This is a genomic window from Pantoea sp. Fr+CA_20 (assembly GCF_024520835.1).
GTDB lineage: Bacteria > Pseudomonadota > Gammaproteobacteria > Enterobacterales > Enterobacteriaceae > Pantoea > Pantoea allii.
Window position 1 is genome coordinate 1 of sequence record NZ_JALNPN010000069.1, and the last position, 209, is coordinate 209.

At 54.5% G+C, this 209-nt stretch carries 1 protein-coding gene; it reads right to left on the reverse strand.

From position 1 onward, the window contains the following. Window positions 1–209: transposase (locus NR177_RS23845; protein ID WP_256853808.1), on the reverse strand; the 209-nt coding region annotated here is incomplete at both ends.

Sequence of the window (209 nt, forward strand, 5' to 3'; positions counted from 1 at the left end):
GGCGAGCAGCTTCTTGAGTCTGGCGTTCTCTTCCTCAAGCGACTTCAGGCGCTTAACCTCAGGCACCTCCATGCCGCCATACTTCTTACGCCAGGTATAAAACGTGGCGTCGGAAATGGCGTGCTTACGGCAGAGTTCACGGGCAGAAACTCCGGCTTCAGCCTCGCGGAGAATACTGATGATCTGTTCGTCGGAAAAACGCTTCTTCA